Origin of the sequence: Actinoplanes sp. TFC3, assembly GCF_001553785.1 — a bacterium.
Taxonomy (GTDB): domain Bacteria; phylum Actinomycetota; class Actinomycetes; order Mycobacteriales; family Micromonosporaceae; genus Actinoplanes.
The window spans coordinates 116,595-135,070 of the sequence record NZ_LOJP01000002.1; the positions used below are offsets into that span (position 1 = coordinate 116,595).

The following is an 18,476-nucleotide window of genomic DNA, read 5'->3' on the forward strand; positions in this document are numbered from 1 at the left end:
TCGGGCCGCTGGGCGGCGGGGTGGTCGGGTTCGTCGTGCCACCACAGGCACCCTGGTCGGCCCACACGTCCCACTGACCGCTGTGCGTAGCCGGGCTCTCGTTCTGCGTCCACCACTTGGCGGAGTAGTTGTGGCCGTTCTGCGAGGCGGTCATGCCACCGGTGTAGACGGCGCTGGAGCTCCAAGCCCCGACGCAGGCGACGGCGGCGTTGGAGGCGGTCATCGGGATGACGGCGGCGGCGGTAGCGGTCAGGGCGACCGTCAGACCGATGAGGTATTTCCTCTTCAGGTTCATGGGGATCTTCTCCACTAGGGCAAAGCGTGAACGTGGGGGGAAACGCTGGTGGCCCATCCGTTACCGGCGGTGACGTCCCAGTTGATCGACCAGGTCATCGCGCCACGGAGGCCGGGATAGGTGTGCGGCGGCTTGAAGGTGCCGCAGTTGGTGCCGCGGGCCAGGCAATCCAGCGCCTGGTTGACCACAGACGGCGAGACATAGCTGCCGCCGTTGGCCGCCGACGTGCTGGCCGGCAGACCGAGGGAGACCTGGTCGGGGCGCAGGCCGTTCTCCAACTGGATGCAGGCGAGCGCGACGATGAAGTTCACCGTGCCCTGCCCGTACGCGGCGTTGTTGTCGCAGCCGAGCATCGCGCCGGAGTTGTAGAACTGGGTGTGCACGACCGTGAGGATGTCCTTGATGTCCAGCGCGAGCTTGAAGTACGAGCCGGCCGGGCTCTGCATGTCGATGGTCTGCGGCGCCATCGTGATGATCAGGTTCGCCCCGGCCTTGGCCCGTAGGCTGCGCAGCGCCTGAGCCATGTACGTCGGGTTGACCCCGTTCTCCAGGTCGATGTCGACGCCGTCGAAGCCGTAGGTCTGCATCAGCGAGTACACCGAGTTGGCGAAGTTCGTCGCGGCACCCGAGTCGCCGACCGCGACCGAGCCCTTCTCCCCGCCGACCGAGATGATGACCTTCTTGCCGCGCGAGTGCAGCGTGGCCACGTCCGCCTTGAACTGCTCGTTCGTGTAGCCGCCGACGCTGGAGGACAGGCCCGGATCGATGCTGAACGAGACCGCGCCGGGGGTGCCCGTGGCGTCGGCGAACGCGACCGCCACCAGGTCGTACGTGCTGGGCACGGCGGCGAGCTTGATCTCCTGCGCCGGGTTGTCGAAGTTCTGCCAGTAGCCGGTCACGAAGTGCTTGGGCAGCGTCCCGTTGGACGGCGGCGGCGTCGTCGGGTTCGTCGTGCCGCCGCACGCGCCGTTGTCGGCCCAGACATCCCACTGGCCACTGTGGGTAGCCGGGCTCTCGTTCTGGGTCCACCACTTGGCGGAGTAGTTGTGGTTGTTCTGCGAGGCGGTCATGCCGCCGGTGTAGACGGCGCTGGAACTCCAGGCCGGCACACATGCGACTGCTGCGCTCGCCGAGGACGCCACATAGACAGCAGAGCCGGCCGCCGCGATGACCGCGGCGGCCGACAGGACTACGGATCGGCGCATGGGGATGGGCCTTCCACGTCAAAGGAGTGGGGGTGGCCCAATTATTAGGAGTGTTAACAGACCAAGTAAAGGTATCTGTTAACTTAAATTTCTTTAAGGTCCGGCGTGATGCCCCTCACCTGCGGAACTGGATCCAGTTGACGTTCACAAAGTCGGCGCCCTGCCCGCTGATGAAGGTCAGGTAGACCGTGTGAGTGCCGCTGACCCCCGTCACATTGCCGGGCACTGAGCGCCAGGACTGCCAGCCTCCGGTGCTGGCGAGCGAGAAGGACCCGATCGGGGCGTTGCTGCGGCTGTCGAGGCGCACCTCGACCAGGCCGCTGACCCCGCCTGCGGCCCCAGAGGCGACGCGGGCCAGGAAGTCGCGGACTCCGCCCGTACCGAAATTGACGTTGTTGAACTGCAGCCAGTCGCCGTTGCCGATGGCCCCGACGTTCTGCCCGCCCTCCGAGCTGGCCTCCTTGATCACCGCGGAGGCGGCGTCGTAGGACTCGGCTTCGATCGTGCTGAACGCGTCGCGCGTGCCCCCGGTGGGAGGCGGCGTGGCCGGATCGGTCCCACCCCCGCCCTTGCTGTAGACGGCTACGTAGTCCACGAGCATCGGCCGGCCCGGCACCGTGGCCGAGGTCGGGGTGGCCGAACCCGCCACGCCGTTCGGGAACGCGCCGCCCATGGCCACGTTGAGCAGTAGGAAGTAGCCGCTGTGCCCGGTCATGGTGGTCCAGTGCGGCTCGCCGACCTGACTCTGGGTCACCGAATGGAACTGCTGACCGTCGACGTACCACCGGAGCTGGTTGGGGCTGACGCTGCGGTCCCACTCGAGGGCGTACGTGTGGAAGGCACTTTGACAGCTCGACCCGGGACAAGCGCGACTGGCACCGAGGCCTTGGGTCTCATTGCATGGCCCGCCGGGATTCACGCCACAGTGCAGCACGCCCCAGACGGAATTGATGCCGTTGACGTTCTCCATGATGTCGAATTCGCCGACTCCGGGCCAATTCTGATAATTGCCCCGGTACGGCTGACCGAGCGCCCAGAACGCGGGCCAGTATCCCGATGCCGCAGCCCCGGTCACATTGGGCATCTGGATGCGGCCCTCGATGCGCAGCACCCCGCCGGCCGCAGGCTTGAAGTTGGTGCGCTGGGTCTCGATGCGGGCCGAGGTCCACTGCCCGGAGCTGCTGCGGATCGGCGTGATGCGCAGGTTGCCGGAGCCGTCCTGCGCGATGTTCGAGGTGCTGCTGGTGTAGCTCTGGATCTCTCCGGTGCCCCACTGCCCGGGACCGCCCGGGTAGCTCGTGCCGGTGTCGATGATCCAGTTGGCGCTGCTGGGCAGCGTGCCAGCGGCGCCGGTGAAGTCGTCCACCCAGACCTGCGTCCAGCCCGAGGGGGTAGGTGGGAGCGAGGCCTGGGCCGTGGCGGTGAATGCGGCGGAGACAGTGAGAGTGACGGCGACGGATGTGGCGAGGATTGTTCTTCTCATGTCAGCTCCTCAATCCTGAGAGCGCTCTCAGAAAAGTGTCAAGCTTGTTACAAGAAGTTGTCAATCTCGATGCATCCAGCTTTCTTATCGTCGCAGAAAGCATGCCGGCGGCCCTTTCTGCGCCGCCGGGGTGATGAGATGGACTTGTCTGACCGGCGCGGGCCTCGCAAGAGCGACAAAGGTTTGGAAGACCGTTTTCTGAGGTGCCCCGAAGGGTAGGTTGCGGCCCATGGCAACTCCGGAGACAACGGCAGGGTCCACCACGATTTCCGAGGAGATGCAGGAGCGGGCCGAAGCAAGCAACCTGCTGACCCTCGGCGTCGAGGAGGAATACCTGCTCGTCGATGCCACCGAGCCGCGCGCGGTCGAAGCGGTCGAGGAGGTCTTCGACCACGTCAGCGATGACATCCGCGAATCCGTGCAGCACGAGCTGATGCGCAGCCAGGTCGAGACGGCCAGCCCGCCGCAGCTGGAGCTGGGTGCGTTGCACGACTCGCTGCGCCAGTTGCGTTCCGGGATCGCCGCCGCCGCCGAGTCGGCCGGGGCCCGGCTGATCGCCGTCGGCGCCGCCCCCGCCGCCGGACCCAACGTGCGGTTCGTGGAGAACCCCCGCTACTACCGGATGCGCGAGCGCTTCGGCGACCTCTCCCCCGGCGCCGGGCTGTGCGGGATGCACGTGCACGTCAGCGTCCCCGACCCCGAGACCGGCGTGCAGATCCTCAACCACCTGCGCCCGTGGCTGCCGATCTTCCAGGCCGCCTGCACCAACTCCCCGCTGTTCGCCGGGCACGACACCGGCTACTCCAGTTGGCGCTCGGTGATGTGGGAGCGCTGGCCCACCGTGGGCCCGGCGCCGTACCTGCAGTCGCTCGACCAGTACCACACGCTGGTCAGCGACCTCATCGCCAGCGGCGCGATGCTCGATGACGGCATGCTCTACTGGTACGCCCGGCTGTCGGCCGCCTACCCGACCATCGAGCTGCGCATGGGTGACGTCTGCCCGTCGCTGGACGACACGATCCTGATGGCCGCGCTCGCCAGGGCCCTGGTGGCGACGCTGCTGGGCGACGTACGTGAAGGAAAGCCCGCCCCCGACGTGCCGCACCCGTTGCTGATGGCCGCGCACTGGCGAGCCGCGCATGACGGCCTCGAGGGGCTCAACATCGACATGGCCACCCGCGAGCCCCGCCCGGCCTGGCGGCTCATGCGCCAACTGTTCGACTACGTCCGTCCGGAACTCGACCGGCACGGCGACCTGGAACTGGCCACGGTGCTGATGGGCCGGCTGCGCTCGCACGGCACCGGCGCCGCCCGGCAGCGGGCCATCCTGTCGCAGCAGGGCTCGGTGTCCGACGTGGTCGACTGGCTGGCCCGGACCACCGCGGGCCAATGAAGCTCGTCGTGATCGGCGCGGACGCTGCGGGCATGTCCGCCGCGTCCCAGGCGCGCAAGCGCAAGAAGCCGGACGAGCTGCAGATCGTCGCGTTCGAGCGTGGCCACTTCTCCTCGTATTCGGCCTGCGGCATTCCCTACTGGATCGGCGGGGCGGTCGAGGACCGCGACGCGTTGATCGCCCGCACGCCTGCCGAGTTCGCGCAGGCGGGCATTGACGTCCGGCTGCGTCACGAGGTGGTGGGTATCGACCTGGACCGCCGCGAGGTGATTGCGCGGGACCTGGACGGGGGCGGCGAGCGCCGCGAGGGCTTTGACGAGCTGATGTACGCCGCCGGCGCGGTTCCTGTCACTCCCGGCTGGGCCCAGGTGGAAGCCGCGGGCGTGTTCGGGGTGCAGACGCTCGACGACGGCACGGCGATCAAGGAGTGGCTGGCCACCCGCTCGCCGCGTACTGCCGTGGTGATCGGCGGCGGCTACATCGGCGTGGAAATGGCCGAAGCGATGGTCCGGCGTGGGCTCGCGGTGACGCTGCTGGAGAAGTCGCCGCAGCCGATGTCCACCGTCGACCCGGACATGGGCAAGCGGGTGGCCGAGGCGATCCGCGGGCTGGGGATCGAGATCCGTACCGGCATTCACGTCGAGGGGCTGGAGATCTCGGACGGCCGGGTGCGCGCGGTGGTCACCCCCGGCGGCACGATCCCGGCCGACATCGTGGTGCTGGGTCTCGGGGTACGGCCGAACACCGAGCTGGCCGCCCGTTCCGGCATCACCCTCGGCGCCAAGGGCGGCATCCGCACCGACCTGCGCATGCAAGTCGTCGACTGCCCCGGCGTGTGGGCCGCCGGTGACTGCGTGCAGACCGTGCACCGGATCAGCGGCCAGCCGATGTACGCCCCGCTTGGCACCCACGCCAACAAGCAGGGCCGGGTCGCGGGTATTAACCTCGGCGGCGGGTACGCCACATTCCCCGGGGTCATCGGCACCGCGGTCACCAAGGTGTGCGAGCTCGAAGTCGCCCGGACCGGGTTGACCGAGAAGGAAGCCACCCATGCGGGCTTCGAGTTCGTCACGGCCACGGTGGAGTCGACGAGCCGCGCGGGCTACTACCCGGGGGCCAGTTCCATGGTGGTCAAGATGATTGCTGAGCGCCGTACCGGGGTGCTGCTGGGCGCCCAGATCGTCGGCCGCGAGGAAGCCGCCAAGCGCATCGATTCCCTCGCCATCGCCCTGTGGAACCGGATGACCGTTGAGGACATGACCGCGCTCGACCTCAGTTACGCGCCGCCGTTCTCGCCGGTCTGGGACCCGGTTCTGATTGCGGCTCGCAAAGCGACAGACGCGGTGCACGCCTCCCAGCAGGGATGATTACCTCTGGTCATGCCTAGATCACAATTGCGGTATCGTTTTTGATCAAGAGAGACGGTATCCATGACGAATGCCGCCGCAACCCCCCAAACGTACGGCGACCGCCTCCGGACCGCGTCACGCGGCACCGGCGGTCCCGCGCGCCCGCATCAGCGGCGCCCTGACCGGTGGCACCGGGGGCTTCCCCCACGTCGACGTCCTCGAAGGTGAAACCTCCCTCGGCCGTCATCGCCGCCCCGAATCGCTTGCCGACGACACCGTGCTGCGCCCCACCGCCGCGGTCGCCGGTCCCGCCCGGGGCCGCCACGCCTCCGCGGACTCGCTGTCCATCACCGTTCGCCCGTTGGCCTCGGTGCCGGCCGGCGACAAGCGCCCGGCAATCGGCTCGCACCGCGCCCCGGGCACCCTGCCGATCGAGAAGTGGCTGCTCATCGGCCGTCACCGCCAGCAAGCCCTGCTCGCCGCGCTCGTCGCGGTGGGCGTCATGCTGATCGTCTTCCCGATGCAGCAGAGCGACACCAGCCCGCCGGTGGACACCATCGCCGCCGCCGACCATGCGGTGGTGAAGCCGACCAGCTCGCAGGCGCGGTCCGGCGAGAAGGTCAAGGACAAGGACGAGCAGAGGGACGCCCCGGCCACCACCCCGACCGAGACGCCCAAGCCCGAGCCCTCCGACTCGGCGCGGGCCGCCGAGCCCAACCCGAGCTTCACCCCGTCGCCAGCGGTTCCCAGCAGCGCCGCCCCGGAAGTCGTCGTGCCCGCCGGCACCGGCCCCGGGCAGTCGCTGCGCAGCACCGGCACGCAGACCGTGGCCCTGACCTTCGACGACGGCCCCGACCCGGTGCAGACGCCCAAGATCCTCGACCTGCTGGCCAAGAATGACGTCAAGGCAACGTTCTGCCTGGTCGGCGAGCAGGTCCGCAAGCACCCCGAGATCGTGCGCGACATCGTTGCGGCCGGTCACACGCTGTGTAATCACACCTGGAACCACAGCCTGACGATCGGCAAGGACAAACCGGAGCAGATCCAACGAGACCTGCTGCGCACCAACCGCGAGATCCAGAAGGCGGCGCCGGGAGCCCCGATCCCGTTCTTCCGGGCGCCGGGCGGCAACTTCAGCAAGGTGCTGGTGCAGACGGCGTACGCGGACGGCATGACCTCGCTCTACTGGATGGTGGACCCGGCAGACTGGGATCACCCCAAGGACGAGACGGACGAGCAGCACGTCGCCCGGGTCATCAAGAGCGTGCAGGAGAACACCAAGGGTGGGTCGATCGTGCTGTCCCACGACTTCGGTCAGCCGGACACCATCGAGGCCTACGAGACGCTGATCCCGTGGCTGCAGGAACGGTTCACCCTGGGCCTGCCGACGATCCCGGCCCCGCCGAGCGCCACGCCGCCTGCTCCACCTTCGCTTTCGGCGCCGCCGCTCAACTGAGCTTCCGGTTGTTCAGCGCTTCTGGCCGGTCGGCGCGTTCGGGCGGGTCAGGCTGTTTGGCAGGTCGGGCACCAGTACAGGTTGCGGCCGGCCATCGGCCCGCGTGCGATCGGCGTCCCGCAGACCAGACACGGTTGCCCGGGGCGGCGGTACACGTACACCTCGCCGCCATGCCGATCCACCCGCGGCGCCCGCTGCATGGCCTCGGGCGTGTGCGCAGAGTGCACGGTGTCGATGCGCCCGCGCACCACACCTTCCTTCATCAACGCGCGCAGATCATCCCAAAGCTCCTGCCAGCACGCCTCGCTGATGTCGCGTCCGGGCGTCGCCGGTGCCAGCCCTGCGCGGAACAACACCTCATTGGCATAGATCAGCCCGCACCCGGCCACCACGCTCTGATCCAGCAGCAGGGCGAAAAGAGCCTTCGAACTACTGCGAATCTTCCGGTACGCCCACAGCCCATCGCTGTCATCCCGCAATGGATCCTGACCCAGCCGGGCCCGTAACGTCGCAACCTCGCCGGGATTGAGGACCTCGCAGGCGGTGGGTCCGCGCAGCTCAAGCCAATGGCCGGGACCGGTCATCCGCATCCGCAGTTGCCCGGCCGGAGCCGGCGCGGGAAGAGGTCCGTCGGCGAACTTGCCGTACAAGCCGAGGTGGATGTGCAGGCTGAGTTCGGCGCCGTCGCTGGTGAAGTGGTGCAACAGATGCTTGCCGTATGCCTCGGTGTCGGTCATGCGGCGGCCGTCAAGCAGCTTGGCTCCGTCGGCGAAGCGCCCCTGCGGGCTGTCCACGGCAACGATCTGGCCGGCGAAAAGCTCGCGGTGACGGGCGGCTAGCCGGTGAATGGTGTGTCCCTCTGGCACGGTCAGCAACGGTACCCAGCAGGACGGGACATACACCAGGGCGAGGACCGCGACGCTGCGATCCTCGCCCTGGGGGGCTTGCTGGTGGCTCGGTGGTTGTGGCTCTTTGGCTCAGCCGCCGAGGCTCTTGTAGAGGTTGTCCGGAGCCTCGGTGATCTCGTTGGCGGCGGGGCGCGGGGCGTCGACCTTGGTGCCGTAGTCGGTGTACAGCACCTCGAGCGGCTGCGCCTGCTGACCGTTGATGGCCGGGATCTGGATGGTCAGGGCGGACAGGCGGCCCTGGTCATCGACGCCCGCGGTGAACGGCACGTTCTGAGCCTTGTCACCCCAGGCCGAGATGGTCTTCTGGTCCATGCCGGCGACACCGGCGGCCTTGGTCAGGTCCAGCGTGCCCGCGTAGCTGCCCGAGCCGGTCTCGCGGACATCGGTGGTGCTGGTCAGTAGCTGGGCGGTGTTGGCGGGGTCGATCTGCCCCGGCTTGAGCCCGATGTTGGCGCCCTCGGGGAGCCGGGAGACGTCCACATGCGTCCACGTGCCGGCCTTGGTGATGCCGGGCACCTGCACGTACAGGTCCTGGGCGATCAACAGGGTCTTGACCTGGACCTCGGTGTTCTGCCCGCTGGCCGTCAACGTGGCAGTGCCCACCCCGTTGGGTGCGTCCATCGCCCCGTCGACCTTGAACCCCGAGCCCGAGGTCATGGTCACCTTGAAGCTTTCGGTGCCCAGCTTCGCAGCGGCGGCGGAAAGCTCTGCCGCGGCGGCCGGGTCAGCAGCACCGGCACTCCCCGAAGGGCCAGGAACCCCCGCACCGGCCGAAGCCGACGAACCAGCGTTCGGTGTGGTGCCGCCACCGTCGGTGGAACACCCACCGGCCAGCGCAACCGCAGCCACCGAAGCGAGCCCGAACCCAGCCCATCGAAACGACTCACCCCGTCGTGGCGTCCGCATGTCGGTCCCTTCTGCCAGCCGGTCACCACCCATGGCAACCGCTCCAGCCAGGACTGCCCGATCCCGCCGCCCCGCAAACGACGCCCACTACGGACGGTCGCCCGGAGTTGTTTATTCCAGCGCCTTACCCGTCGCACCCTCAGACGGCAGTTGGCGCGGTCGCACACCCCTCACCCCTCAGCGGCGCCGCCGGGATCACTCAGCGGCGCCGCCGAGGGATGAGGTTGCGCTGCGATCAGGCGTTGAGGATGCCCGAGAGCTGGCTCGGCATTTCCTGGACCTGCGAGGCCGGCGGGGCTTCGACCGATACCGGGGTGCCGAAGTCGTGGTACTTGGTGACTACCTTGCCGGCGCCGGTGCCCATGCCGCTCATGTCGAAGCTGAGCTCGGTCAGGCGGCCTTCGCTGTCCTTCTTGGCCTCGAAGGGGACCTTGGTGGCCTTGTCACCCAGGGCCTTGAGGCTGTTCTGGTCCTTGTTGTAGCGCGGGGACTTGGTCAGGTCGAGGGTGCCCTTGAAGCCGTTGTCGCCCACGCGCTCGACCTGGGTGACCACGTCGAGCATGGCCTTGGCGCCGGCCGGGTCGTCCTTCGAGCCGAAGTTGAGGGAGCTGCCCTGGCCCAGCTTGGCGGCGTCGAGGTGCATCCACTCCTTGCTGGAGTTGCCGCCCATCAGCTTGCCGAGCTCGCCGCCGACCTTCATGTAGAGGTCAGGGCCGACCTTGCGCATGACCATTTTCGAGTCTTTGCTGACCGCGCCCATGGTGACGCTCATCTCGGTGGTGCCGTTCTTGCCATCGGCAACCCCGGTCATGCTCATGGCGCCGGCCATGTCCATGTCGATCTTCATGGTTTCGGTGTTGAGCTTCTGCGCGGCGGCGGCCAGGTCGGCCTCCGGCGTGAGGTCCTTCGCCGCTTCCTGGCTCACGGCGCCGTTGGAGCCGGAACCGGTAGCCGATTCGCCGCCGTTGGGGCCGCAGCCGGTCAGGCCCAGGGCGGCGACCAGAGCCAGGCTCGCGATGAGAGGCCGTCGAGTCTTCATGGAATTTTCCCCCGTTGCCTTTGGTGTCGTTCGCTTGCGTCGGCGCCCACCGTAGCGAAGGCGTGCGACTTCTCTGAGTCGGCATCGCCGGTCATCCATCGACCAACCCCACCGTCTCGCACCGCCGGACCTGCCGACAAGGTGCCCACGCCGATCAACTCGCCGGTGACACCGGTCACTCGTCGGAAGGACAGGGCCGACACGAAGGGTTACAGGGCGTAACTATCAGTGCAGCCTGGACGGGGTTATCCACACCCTGTTGGCGGCGGGCTACCCGCAGGCGGCATGATGGCCCGGTCAGCCGGACACGTGTACGCAGGGGAGGCCACGTTGAGATTCGAGGTCAGTAAGGTCCTCGATGCCATCGAGGGCCGCCTCACCACCGACCCTGCGCTCGCCCGAGCCGTGCTCGACCTGTCCGAGGTCGTCCGCTGGGCCGATCTCGACGGCGGCCGCCCGGCCAGCATGCTGCGCCTCGGCCTGATCATCGACGCGCTCGGCCGGCACGTCGCCGAGGAGAACGTACCGGTATATGCGGTCGTACCCCGCAGTTTGCTGTCCGACGCCGACCTGACCTCCAACGAGCGCATGGTGGTGCGCCGCTGGGCCGACGACGGCGTGGTCGAGGTGGTGCCGCAACTCGGCGATCGGGTGCTGGAGGTGGCCGAGCTGCTGGGGTTGCCGGTCCTTACCCGTACCCGGGCAGAGCAGTTCCGTGATCGTAGCCCCTGGGTGGAAGAGCCTGGCCGTTTGCTGGCCGCGGTGCCCGGCGCGGGCGGTCCTGTGCTGGTCGCCCGGATCGGCCGGGGTGAGGTGCCCGCGGTCGCGGAGCCGTCGCCGGTGGGCCGCAAATTGCTGTCGCGCGTCTGGGGCTGCCCCGAGTCCACCTGCGCCGCCTACGGTTCGGGTGGCGACCCGGACAGCCCGTTCGCCGACATGCGCAAGACCACCAGCCCGGTTTCGCAACCGCCGCCCACGCTGCTGGCCGGCGTGCCGACCTGCCCCAGGCACGGGAGCCGCTTGCGCGACGCGGGTCCGCGCCCGGCCGTCGAGGTTCTCTCGGTACGCATCGACGGCGTGGTCCGCAAGCGCTTCGTCGTCTCCACCGAGCAGCCCGTTGTCGTGGGCCGCGCTCCGGAAGGCGGCGGCGTCATGCTCGGCCAGTGGCTGACCGACGACGCCCGCAAATGGATCAGCCGCGGTCACGTACGCCTGGCACTGCGCGGACCCGAGCTGAGCGCCCAGGACGTCAGCACCAACGGCACCGGGATCCGCCCCGACGGCTCGCTCAACGACGACGAACGCGTCACCCTCAGCCGCGACGAAACCCGCGCGCTGGGTCCGAACGACGTGGTGGAGCTGTACGCGAACGTCCACGTGGGCCGGGCCAAGCTCTGGCACAACGGCGGGGTGTCGCAGCCACACTCGGTGATGGCGGAAGCCCCCACCATGGCCATCCGTAAGTTCGAGCGCTAACGGAGAGCGACACCCGGCTACCAGCGCGGGCCTCAAGCGAATCGCCCGAGGCCCGCACCGCAACCAGACACCTCAGCTACCGGAGAACAGCCTCCAACTGGCTCACGGCGTGGTCGATCTCGTCGGCCGTGATCACCAGAGGGGGCGCCAGGCGGATGGTTGAGCCGTGCGTGTCCTTGGCCAGGATGCCCCGGTCGGCCAGGCGTTCCACGGCTTGGCGGCCAGTCATCAGGGCGGGGTCGATGTCGACGCCGGCCCAGAGACCGCGGCCGCGGACCTCGAGGACGCCGTGGCCGATCAGCGCGCCCAGCCGGGCATGCAGGTGGGCGCCCAGCTCGGCCGACCTCTGCTGGAACCCGCCGGTCTGCAACAGCTTGACCACCTCGGCGCCGACCGCGCAGGCCAGTGGGTTGCCGCCGAACGTCGAGCCGTGTTCGCCGGGCCTGAGGACGCCGAGAACCGCCCGGTCGGCTGCGACCGCGGATACCGGGACGATGCCGCCGCCGAGGGCCTTGCCGAGCAGGTACATGTCGGGCGTGACGTGCTCGTGGTCGATGGCAAAGGTTTTTCCGGTACGACCAAGGCCCGACTGGATCTCGTCGGCGATCAGCAGCACGTTGCTGGCCGTGCACAGCTCCCGGACGGTGGTGAAGTAGCCCGGGGGCGGCACCAGGACCCCGGCCTCGCCCTGGATGGGTTCGAGCAGCACGGCCACCGTGTTGGGGCCGATTGCCGATTCCAGGGCCGCCGGGTCGCCGTACGGGATGATCGTGAAACCGGGGGTGTACGGGCCGAAGTCGTTGCGGGCTTCGGGGTCGGTGGAGAAGCTGATGATTGTGGTCGTACGGCCGTGGAAGTTGTTTGCTGCCACCACAATTTCCGCCTGGTCCTGCGGGACGCCTTTGACCTGGTAGCCCCATTTCCGGGCGACCTTGATGCCGGTCTCCACCGCCTCGGCACCGGTGTTCATCGGCAGCACCAGATCCTTGCCGCACAACTCGGCGAGCCCCTGGCAGAAGGAGGCGAATTGGTCGTGGACGAACGCGCGGCTGGTCAGCGTGAGCCGGTCCAATTGCGCGTGCGCGGCGGCGATCAGGGCGGGGTGGCGGTGGCCGAAGTTCAGCGCTGAGTAGCCGGCCAGGAAGTCCAGGTAGCGCTTGCCGTCGACGTCGGTGACCCAGGCGCCCTCGGCGCCGGCCACGACAACCGGCAGCGGGTGGTAGTTGTGGGCCGTCCAGCGTTCAGCGTCGGCGAGCGCTCCGGGCGTACGGGAAATCAGATCGGTCATGACCGCACCTCCAGCGTGCAACACTTCGGACCGCCGCCTGCCTTGCGCAGCTCGCTCACATCAACCCCGGCGGTGCGATATCCAGCGGCCTGCAGGGCCGCCGTCAGCTCGGTGGCCTGGACCGGAAGCACGACGGTACGTCCATCGCTCACCGCATTGAGCCCCAGCACCTCGGCATCGGCGGCAGTAGCGATGATCGCGTCCGGGAAGAGCCGGCGCAGCACGGCCTGAGAGCCGGGCGAGAAGGCTGACGGCAGGTACGCGATGTTGCGCTCGTCCAGCACGCACAGCGCCGTGTCCAGGTGGTAGTACGCCGGGTCGACCAGTTGCAGCGTGATCACCGGGCGGCCGAAGACTTCCTGGGTCTGGGCGTGCGCGGCGTGGGCGGTCCGGAAGCCGGTGCCCGCGAGCAGGACGTCACCGGCGAGCAGGATGTCGCCTTCGCCCTCGTTGGTGTGCTTGGCGTCGAACACCTCGAAACCGGCGTTCTCGAACCAGGCCTTGTACGCGGGAGCCTCGTTGGCCCGCTCGGCGTCGCGGAACTGCACGGCCAGCACCTTGCCGTCGACAACCGTGGCGCCGTTGGCGGCGAACACCATGTCGGGCAGGCCGGGCAAAGGCTCGATCAGCTCGACGGTGTGGCCGAGGTCGAGGAAGGTCTGCCGCAGGGTTTCCCACTGGCTGACCGCGAGGGCGTTGTCGTACGGGGCCGTCGGGTCCATCCACGGATTGATCCGATAGGTGACGGCGAAGTGGGTTGGCCGGCACATCAGGTAGCGCCGGGCGGCAGCGGTCGTCATGAGCCCACGCTAAGCGGGAAACGCCTGCTCAGGTCCCCTGTTTGCGTTGCGCACGCTGGCGAATCGTTGCGTCTTGAGCCGCTGCTGCGAAGATTCGTTAAATATGCGTCGGGGGCGGCGAACCGCCGCCCCCGCACAACGATGCGGTTGTTCCACCCCGACCCGTCGACGTGATCGCCGTTCGGTGTGCCTCCGCGCTTTCCGGCGCACCGCCGGATGTTTTCGGGGCGGACCGGCTGGTGACCGGTCCGGTTCCGAGAGGTCCCGAAGGTGCATCACCTTCGGTGTATGTCAGATACCCGTCAGAAACGGTTGCCAAACTGTGCGTCGAGCCACTCGCGAAGATTGTTCACCGGCTGCACGTCGGTGCCGGCCCAGGAGAGCGAACCGGTGAGCGCCAGCACGCCCACGACGATGGCGCCGAGCGCGAGGAGCAGGCCGATCAGGGCGTCGGTCTTGCCCGCGATGTGGCGCTTGCGGGTCGCACGCAGACCGAGGAGCGAGAGCACGAGGGCGAGGCCGGCGACGCCGATGCCATAGCCGAGCAGCGGTCCGGAGAGTACGAGCAGAGCGCCCGCGACACCGCTGATCAGGCCGAGGGTGGCCAGCAGGCTGGCACGCGGCTTGGGGCCGGCCGGAGTCTGCGGGGTCGGGCGGGCGCCGGGCTGGGTGTCGAGATCGTGGCGAGTGTCCGAGATATCGGCGTCCCGCGGGCGGATCGGAGCGGTGTCGCGCCGAGGGGCGGGAGGAGCGGGCGGCGCAGGAGGCGCGGTGTTTCGCGCAGGAGCCGGCGGCAGGGGCGCCAGGTTTGCGGTCGTCTCATCGCGCTCGTCACGACCATCGCGCCCGGGGGCGAGAGGTCCGGAGTGAGCGGCAGAACCGCCCGAGGAGGAGCGGGAACCGGAAGAAGCAGGAACGGCAGCGCGATCGGTTTCCGTGGTGGTGTCGGACTGGCGGGAGAAAGTCGGGATCCTCACGTCAGCACCTCCTTCGAACCTTCGGGGAATGGCCTCGCTATACCCCGACGCCCCGAACGGCACACAAAAGGCGGCCGGCACGGCACACAAAAGGGCGTGTGGCCGCGGCCGCACGCCCTCCCGCGAGGTGAACTCAGACCAGCGCGGACTCGCCCGGCACATCGGCCGCCTTCGAGATCACGTGGTCGACGATGCCGTAGTCCTTGGCTTCCTGCGCCGTGAACCAGCGGTCACGGTCGGAGTCGCGCTCGATGTCCTCCGGGGAGTGCCCGGTGTGGAACGCGATGCGCTCGTTCATGACCTTCTTGATGTGCAGCATGCTCTCGGCCTGGATGGCGATGTCGGCAGCGGTGCCACCGATGCCGCCGGAGAGCTGGTGCATCATCACCCGGGCGTGCGGCAGCGCGTACCGCTTGCCGGGGGTGCCCGCGCAGAGCAGGAACTGGCCCATCGAGGCCGCCATGCCCATGGCGATCGTGGCCACGTCGTTCTTGATGTACTGCATCGTGTCGTACACGGCCATGCCGGCGCTGATGGAACCGCCCGGCGAGTTGATGTACAGGGCGATGTCCTTCTCGCTGTCGGACGACGCCAGCAGCAGCATCTGGGCGCAGATGCGGTTGGTCACCTCATCGTTGACCTCGCTGCCGAGGAAGATGATGCGCTCCCGGAGCAGGCGGTCGAAGACCTGGTCGTCAAAGGATGCGCCACCCGCCCGCATCACAAGCTCGTCAACACTCATGGACCCACCCTCTCGCACCGGCCGGGGACCGGTATCACCGGCCCGGCATCAAACTCTCCCTACCTTCCCTGGTTACGCGCGCGCTGCCCAGGAATTCCCCTCAGGGCGAAAGTGCTCAGGGGGCGGGGAACCGGGCGGTTCTCCTCGATCCAGGCGTCGATGCGGGCCCACCAGTCGTACAGCCAGGCGGTGCGTTCCTGCTCGCCGGGCGGTATTTCCTCCGGCGGCACGCTCCAGAAACGCATCACCAACTGCTTGTCCATCGGCAGCTCGCGCCAGACGTCGGACACGGTCACCATTTGTCGAGCCCGGTGTGCGCCACGAAGATGACGCCCGCGTCGGGGGCGGCGTCGATTGCGGCGAGCAGGCCACCCGGTTTCGGAGGTAGCAGATTCTTCAGGCGCTCCGCTCGTACGGCCATGTCTTCCATGCCTTTGTCGCGCAGGAAGGCGATCGCTTTGACCCGGCGGCGCGGAGTGAAATTGCCACCTTCGGGGAAGATGACGAACGCGTCGTTCTCGTCGAGGCCTTCCGCCAGCGCGCCGACCTCTTGTTCCAGGTTGCCCCGGCCCGCCCGGCCCGGCGTGATGAACCGGCTGGGCAAGCGGTTGAGCAGCACGTCAACGGCCGGGTCCCACTGCAGGGTGGCCTTGAGCACGATGCGCGGCTCGCGTTCGAACCAGTTGACCAGCGCGTGGATGAGAACGAACGAATCGCCGGGGCCCGCGTGCCGGCTCACCACGATCTCGGGCCGGCCCGGCATGCCGGTGTCGGGGTCGGTGCCGACCACGTCGATGCTCAAGTGCAACGCCCATCTGGCGAGCCAGAAAAGCACTCCCAAGAACTTTCCGGTGAGTACGTAATGAGCGCGCTGAAATACCGGATTGCGCTTCTTCCACCCGAATCCCGATGCCAGCCAGAGCACCGCAAGGCAGACCAGTGCCGCGGCATCCCACACCACATAGGCAATGGCGAGGAACGCGAGCCGGGGCACTCGCAGGTGACCGGGCACGAACGGCGACGCCGCCAGGGCCAGCAGCAGCCAGATCGGCACCGTCGTGAGCAGCACCACCGCCAGCACCACCACGACCGGCGCCATCAGGTAGTGGCGCACGACCCGGGGTGGAATCATCGCGAGCCGTCGCTCGGCACCGGTGTCACGTTGGCCGCCAGATAGCGCCGCGAGGCCGTGTAGGCCCGGCTGATCCGGCGGCCCGCGGCGGCCATGTCGCGGTACGCCCACGGCGAGTCGTCCCGGCTCTCGCCCCCGCCGGTCGGCAACACGTGCACCCGGACATCGCTGGGCAGCATGGCCAGTTCACGGGCGAACCGGTGCCGCCGGGCGATCTCGAAGGCCACCTGCGCGACCTCCCACGGCCGGCGGGGCACGGTCAGCGGGCGTTCGATCCGGCCGACCTGCAGCACGAAAATGAGCTTGGCGCCGACCCGCACCGCCTCGCCGATGGGGATCGAGTTGACAATGCCGCCGTCGACGTAGTGCTCGCCACCGATCTCCATCGGGGGCAGCAGCCCGGGTACCGCCGACGAGGCGAGCACCGCGTCGACCAGCGGGCCGCTGTCGAACCAGTGTTCGGCGGCCCGTTCGATGCTCGCGGCACAGCACCGGAACGGCACCTTGAGGTCGGCGAATGTCAGGTCCTCGCCCACCTCGCTGGTGAGCAGCCGGCGCAGCGGCATCGGGGAGTGCAGATGGGTGCGGGCGGCGAAGCGGCGGACCTGCCGGGCGATGCTGTCGCCGTACACCTCGGCGGCCTCGGGGGATGACCAAAGCCGGACCAGCCGCTCGGTCACCGCTTCGCTGGGGTCGGCGGCCACGAGCACGCCGTTCACCGCGCCGATGGACGTGCCGACCACAACGTCGGGCCGGTAGCCCGCGCGGAACAGAGCCCGCAGCATGCCGACCTGCACGGCACCGAGGACCCCTCCCCCGCCGAGCACGAACGCGACCGGGTTTTGCATGTGGTCATCGTTTCACGCCGGAGGACCCGTTGCTGGGTCCCCCGGCGCGCCTTGATCAGCCCAGGCCGTTCAGGAACGACTCGTGCGCGTTCTTGAACTCCCAGCCGGCGAACTTGTCCCAGTTGATCGACCAGGTCATCGGGCCGCGGAAGTTCGGGTTCGTGCCGCTGCGCACGGTGTACCCGCCGCAGTTGGTGTTCTTCACCAGGCAGCTGACCGCCTGCTGCACCTGGGCCGGGGCCACGTAACCGCCACCGGCGTTCACGGAGGCGGGCGTGCCGAAGGCGATCTGATCTTCGCGCAGCGCGGGGAACATGTTCGAGGTGTTGCCCGCAACCGGGAAGCCGGTGAGCATCAGGTCGGTCATCGCGATGTGGAAGTCCGCGCCGCCCATGGTGTGGTACTGGTTGTCCAGACCCATGATCGGGCCGCTGTTGTAGTCCTGGACGTGCAGCACGGTGAGGTCGTTACGCATGGCGTAGATAACCGGCAGGTACGAGCCCGCGCGCGGATCCTGCCCGCCCCATGGTCCCGAGCCGTAGTACTGGTAGCCGAGCTGGACGAAGAAGGTCTCCGGTGCCATGGTCAGCACGAAGCCGGCGCCGTAGCGGGTCTTGAGCGACTTGAGCGCCGAGATCAGGTTGACGATCACCGGGGTGGTCGGGTTCTTGAAGTCGGTGTCGCCGGTGTTCAGCGACAGCGAGTGGCCCTCGAAGTCGATGTCCACGCCGTCCAGGCCGTACTTGTCGATGATCGCGCTGACCGAGGAGACGAACGCGTCCCGGGCCCCGGTGGTGGTGAGCTGCACCTGGCCCTTCTCACCACCGATGGACAGCAGCACCTTTTTGCCCGCCGCGCGCTTGGCCCGGATCGCTGCGATGAAGTCGGCCTCGGACTCGACGTTCGGGCATTCGGTGGCCGGGCAGAGCTTGAAGCGGATGTCGCCGGAGGTCACCGAGGTGGGCTCGCCGAACGCCAGGTTGATGATGTCCCAGTCGGCCGGCACGTCGGCCATCCGCAGGTAGCCCGAGCCGTTGAGGAAGCTCGCGTGCAGGTAGCCGATCAGCGCGTGCTTCGGCAGTGAGCCGTTCGAGGGCGGCGTCGTGGTTGGCGGCGGCGTCGTCGGCGTGGGGTTCGGCGGGTTTGACGGCGCCGGGGGCTCCGGCGTGGTGGTCGTGA

At 68.5% G+C, this 18,476-nt stretch carries 16 protein-coding genes and 1 pseudogene; 4 read left to right on the forward strand and 13 right to left on the reverse strand.

What is annotated here, in order from left to right; genetic code table 11:
* The 3 genes from TFC3_RS27540 to TFC3_RS27550 form a co-directional block, all read right to left on the reverse strand.
* The coding region (locus tag TFC3_RS27540; RefSeq protein WP_369819700.1) for a carbohydrate-binding protein at window positions 1–295 on the reverse strand (295 nt) is incomplete at its 3' end.
* Window positions 296–309: 14 nt separating this feature from the next.
* Window positions 310–1,506 (reverse strand): chitinase, encoded by a 1,197-nt coding sequence (locus TFC3_RS27545; protein ID WP_369819721.1) that lies wholly within the window; start codon window positions 1,504–1,506, stop codon window positions 310–312.
* A gap of 109 nt (window positions 1,507–1,615) precedes the next feature.
* Window positions 1,616–2,983 carry a carbohydrate-binding protein gene (locus TFC3_RS27550; RefSeq protein ID WP_067507951.1) on the reverse strand — a complete coding sequence of 456 codons (1,368 nt, stop codon included), beginning with the start codon at window positions 2,981–2,983 and terminating at the stop codon, window positions 1,616–1,618.
* 229 nt (window positions 2,984–3,212) lie between these two features.
* On the opposite strand from TFC3_RS27550, the gene TFC3_RS27555 reads away from it, so the two are divergent.
* The 3 genes from TFC3_RS27555 to TFC3_RS40095 all read left to right on the forward strand — a co-directional run bounded on the left by TFC3_RS27555 (window position 3,213) and on the right by TFC3_RS40095 (window position 7,181).
* Window positions 3,213–4,376, forward strand: a complete 1,164-nt coding sequence (locus TFC3_RS27555) for a glutamate--cysteine ligase (RefSeq protein WP_082772551.1) — start codon at window positions 3,213–3,215, stop codon at window positions 4,374–4,376.
* A complete protein-coding gene (locus tag TFC3_RS27560) occupies window positions 4,373–5,743 on the forward strand; it encodes an FAD-dependent oxidoreductase (protein ID WP_067507955.1) in 1,371 nt (456 codons plus the stop codon). Before TFC3_RS27555 ends, TFC3_RS27560 begins: the two co-directional genes overlap by 4 nt.
* 70 nt (window positions 5,744–5,813) lie before the next feature.
* Window positions 5,814–7,181, forward strand: a complete 1,368-nt coding sequence (locus TFC3_RS40095; protein ID WP_255363811.1) for a polysaccharide deacetylase family protein — start codon at window positions 5,814–5,816, stop codon at window positions 7,179–7,181.
* Between the two features lie 47 nt (window positions 7,182–7,228).
* Here TFC3_RS40095 and TFC3_RS27570 read toward each other — a convergent pair whose 3' ends face one another.
* From TFC3_RS27570 to TFC3_RS27580, 3 genes are all read right to left on the reverse strand, one after another.
* Window positions 7,229–8,047 (reverse strand): Fpg/Nei family DNA glycosylase, encoded by an 819-nt coding sequence (locus TFC3_RS27570; RefSeq protein ID WP_067509727.1) that lies wholly within the window; start codon window positions 8,045–8,047, stop codon window positions 7,229–7,231.
* Between the two features lie 111 nt (window positions 8,048–8,158).
* Window positions 8,159–8,938, reverse strand: a complete 780-nt coding sequence (locus TFC3_RS27575; protein WP_236718483.1) for a hypothetical protein — start codon at window positions 8,936–8,938, stop codon at window positions 8,159–8,161.
* 292 nt (window positions 8,939–9,230) lie between these two features.
* Complete coding sequence (locus tag TFC3_RS27580; protein WP_067507957.1) at window positions 9,231–10,034, reverse strand: hypothetical protein; 804 nt, start codon at window positions 10,032–10,034, stop codon at window positions 9,231–9,233.
* 330 nt (window positions 10,035–10,364) lie between these two features.
* Here TFC3_RS27580 and TFC3_RS27585 point away from each other — a divergent pair, with 330 nt between their 5' ends.
* Window positions 10,365–11,510, forward strand: a complete 1,146-nt coding sequence (locus tag TFC3_RS27585) for an FHA domain-containing protein (RefSeq protein WP_153040508.1) — start codon at window positions 10,365–10,367, stop codon at window positions 11,508–11,510.
* A gap of 76 nt (window positions 11,511–11,586) precedes the next feature.
* On the opposite strand, the gene rocD is transcribed toward TFC3_RS27585, so the two are convergent.
* From rocD to TFC3_RS27620, 7 genes and pseudogenes are all read right to left on the reverse strand, one after another.
* Window positions 11,587–12,798: an ornithine--oxo-acid transaminase gene (gene rocD / locus TFC3_RS27590; protein ID WP_067507961.1), complete on the reverse strand. Its 1,212-nt coding sequence runs from the start codon at window positions 12,796–12,798 to the stop codon at window positions 11,587–11,589.
* Window positions 12,795–13,598, reverse strand: coding sequence for a dimethylargininase (ddaH, locus tag TFC3_RS27595; RefSeq protein WP_067507963.1), 804 nt, complete (start codon window positions 13,596–13,598; stop codon window positions 12,795–12,797). The genes rocD and ddaH overlap by 4 nt, the downstream gene beginning before the upstream one ends.
* Window positions 13,599–13,900: 302 nt before the next feature.
* A complete protein-coding gene (locus TFC3_RS27600) occupies window positions 13,901–14,575 on the reverse strand; it encodes a hypothetical protein (RefSeq protein ID WP_067507965.1) in 675 nt (224 codons plus the stop codon).
* A 133-nt stretch (window positions 14,576–14,708) separates the two neighbouring features.
* Entirely contained in the window at window positions 14,709–15,317 is a 609-nt protein-coding gene (locus TFC3_RS27605; protein WP_067507967.1) for an ATP-dependent Clp protease proteolytic subunit, read from the reverse strand.
* A gap of 59 nt (window positions 15,318–15,376) precedes the next feature.
* Window positions 15,377–16,449 (reverse strand): annotated as a pseudogene (locus TFC3_RS27610) (1-acyl-sn-glycerol-3-phosphate acyltransferase).
* Window positions 16,446–17,297 (reverse strand): patatin-like phospholipase family protein, encoded by an 852-nt coding sequence (locus TFC3_RS27615; RefSeq protein WP_067507969.1) that lies wholly within the window; start codon window positions 17,295–17,297, stop codon window positions 16,446–16,448. The pseudogene TFC3_RS27610 and the gene TFC3_RS27615 overlap by 4 nt, the downstream one beginning before the upstream one ends.
* Window positions 17,298–17,352: 55 nt before the next feature.
* A partial coding sequence (locus tag TFC3_RS27620) for a chitinase (protein ID WP_067507972.1) occupies window positions 17,353–18,476 on the reverse strand: 1,124 nt, incomplete at its 5' end.

Excerpts from the sequence above, each read along its gene's own strand:
- TFC3_RS27550 (WP_067507951.1), bottom strand. The coding sequence starts at position 2,983 with ATGAGAAGAACAATCCTCGCCACATCCGTCGCCGTCACTCTCACTGTC.
- TFC3_RS27555 (WP_082772551.1), top strand. The coding sequence starts at position 3,213 with ATGGCAACTCCGGAGACAACGGCAGGGTCCACCACGATTTCCGAGGAG.
- TFC3_RS27560 (WP_067507955.1), top strand. The coding sequence starts at position 4,373 with ATGAAGCTCGTCGTGATCGGCGCGGACGCTGCGGGCATGTCCGCCGCG.
- TFC3_RS40095 (WP_255363811.1), top strand. The coding sequence starts at position 5,814 with ATGCCGCCGCAACCCCCCAAACGTACGGCGACCGCCTCCGGACCGCGT.
- TFC3_RS27580 (WP_067507957.1), bottom strand. The coding sequence starts at position 10,034 with ATGAAGACTCGACGGCCTCTCATCGCGAGCCTGGCTCTGGTCGCCGCC.
- rocD (WP_067507961.1), bottom strand. The coding sequence starts at position 12,798 with ATGACCGATCTGATTTCCCGTACGCCCGGAGCGCTCGCCGACGCTGAA.
- ddaH (WP_067507963.1), bottom strand. The coding sequence starts at position 13,598 with ATGACGACCGCTGCCGCCCGGCGCTACCTGATGTGCCGGCCAACCCAC.
- TFC3_RS27605 (WP_067507967.1), bottom strand. The coding sequence starts at position 15,317 with ATGAGTGTTGACGAGCTTGTGATGCGGGCGGGTGGCGCATCCTTTGAC.
- TFC3_RS27615 (WP_067507969.1), bottom strand. The coding sequence starts at position 17,297 with ATGCAAAACCCGGTCGCGTTCGTGCTCGGCGGGGGAGGGGTCCTCGGT.